Annotated in this window: 2 protein-coding genes; one reads left to right on the top strand and one right to left on the bottom strand. The window is 67.8% G+C overall.

The genetic code is table 11. The features are described from left to right. The coding region (locus G7A99_RS05630; protein ID WP_163139159.1) for a TAXI family TRAP transporter solute-binding subunit at positions 1–956 on the bottom strand (956 nt) is incomplete at its 3' end. A 172-nt stretch (positions 957–1,128) separates the two neighbouring features. On the opposite strand from G7A99_RS05630, the gene G7A99_RS05625 reads away from it, so the two are divergent. Beyond that, on the top strand, positions 1,129–1,886 hold a 758-nt coding region (locus G7A99_RS05625; RefSeq protein ID WP_163139158.1), incomplete at its 3' end, for a LysR family transcriptional regulator.

Raw genomic sequence — 1,886 nt, 5'->3', positions numbered from 1 at the left:
TGGAGCTGGTCGGGGATGTCCATGCCCTGCTCGCGGTAGTAGCGCGCCGCTCCGGGGTGCAGGGGTACGGTGCCGTAGTCCATCGTCATCGCCCCAAGGTCGGCGCCCTCCAGCGACTTGAACGCGTTGGCCTGCGGTCCCTGGTGCTCCATCACGGCCTTGACGATGCGGTAGGCGGCCTCGTCGCTCAGCCCCGGACGCGCGTGCACGGCGACGCCGAAGGCCCAGGTGGCGTAGGCGGGGATGCCTTCCGCGGCCCCGGCGGGGACGTCCACCACACCGATGTCCGGCATCTCCTCACGCAGGGTGCGTTTCTGTTCTCCGGTCAGCGAGAGCACGCGGATCGGGGTGAAGGTGGCGATGTCCAGCGATGAGCCGTCGAGGCGGTCACCTACCCCGGACTTGACGTAGCCGTTGAGGCGGTTGTCCTTGATCGCGCTGACGATGTCGCTGGTGGAACCGCGCACGTAGTCCGGCGAGATGCCCAGGGTGCGCATCACCGCCTCGGTGGTCTTCTCGGTGGCCGAGCCGGTAATGCCCGGATTCAGCCGGCGGCCGTCCAGGCCGGCGAGCGTCGCGATGCCGGCGTCCCTGCGTACGACGACATTCTGCGGTGCGACCGTATAGACCCAGAGCAGCCGGCTGTCGACGGCGTGGCCGTCGAAGGCGCCAGTGCCCTTGTAGGCGTGGTAACCCACATTGGTGGTGACCAGGCCGAGGTCGACCTGCCCGCGGGAGAGCCGCCGGAGGTTGTCCACCGTGGCGCCGGTCTCTACCACCGAGGCGTTGACGCCCTCGGCGTAGTCGTTGATGACCTGATTGACGGCGACGAAGTAGCTGTAGTGGCTGGATGACGTGGACGTCGAGCCGATGAGTATCTCGTCGGCGCCCTGTGCGCCCTGGCTCAGGGTGAGCGCGGCCATTGCGGCCGCCGCGGCAGCGGTCAGCTTGCGCATGATCTCCTCCTCCGCCGGCGCCGTGCGTGTGCGGTGCCGGCCGTTATGGCGTTGGCGGTGTGCCGGCGTACGGCACGGAGGTATCGTTGCGGTGGGCTGCTATATTTGTCTAATTTATTATTACTGATTGATATTTTGAAAAATAAAACAATAGGGCGAGGGGACGAAGGATATGACACCGACGGTCAAGCAGCTGCGGGCCTTCGTGGTCTCCGCCCAGTCGGACAGCTTCGCCGAGGCGAGCGAACGGCTGCACCTCTCGCAGCCCGCACTGAGCCTTTCCATCCGCAAGCTGGAGACCGGTGTGGGCGGTGCGCTGTTCGCGCGCTCGGGGCGTCACATGACGCTGACCCCGGAGGGCCAGGCCTTTCTGCCGGTGGCCGTGCGACTGCTCAACGACTGGACCGAGGCGTTCGCGGACCTCACCGAGTTGTTCTCCAAGCAACGCGGCAAGGTCACCGTCGCGGCGCTGCCGACACTCGCGGCGGGCCTGCTGCCGCCGGTGATCTCGGCGTTCGGGGAGCGCCACCCGCGGGTCAATCTCAGCGTCCACGACGTCCTCGCCGACGAGGTGGGGCAGCTCGTGCGTGAAGGGCGTGCGGATATCGGGGTGTCGGTGCCGCCGCTGGACTCCGACGATCTCGCCTTCGAGCCGCTGCTGCTCGATCGCTACGTGGCCGTTTGCCCGGAGGGCCATCCGCTGCTGGCGGGGGAGGCGGTGGCGTGGGTGGCGCTGGCGGGGGTTCCGTTCATCGGGATCAACCGGCTGTCGAGTGCGCGCCAGGCGATCGACCGCGTCATGGCCGAGGTCGGCGGTACGCTGGATATCCGGTGCGAGGTCAACCAGATCGCCACGGTGGGCCGCATGGTTGCCGCCGGCATGGGGATCAGCGTCCTTCCGGCGCTCAGCTTCCGCCAGATCGCCGTCGC

It is taken from the genome of Arhodomonas sp. KWT (assembly GCF_010993615.1).
Note: the sequence above shows the minus strand (reverse complement) of the source record. Positions and strands in the feature narration are given on the sequence as shown.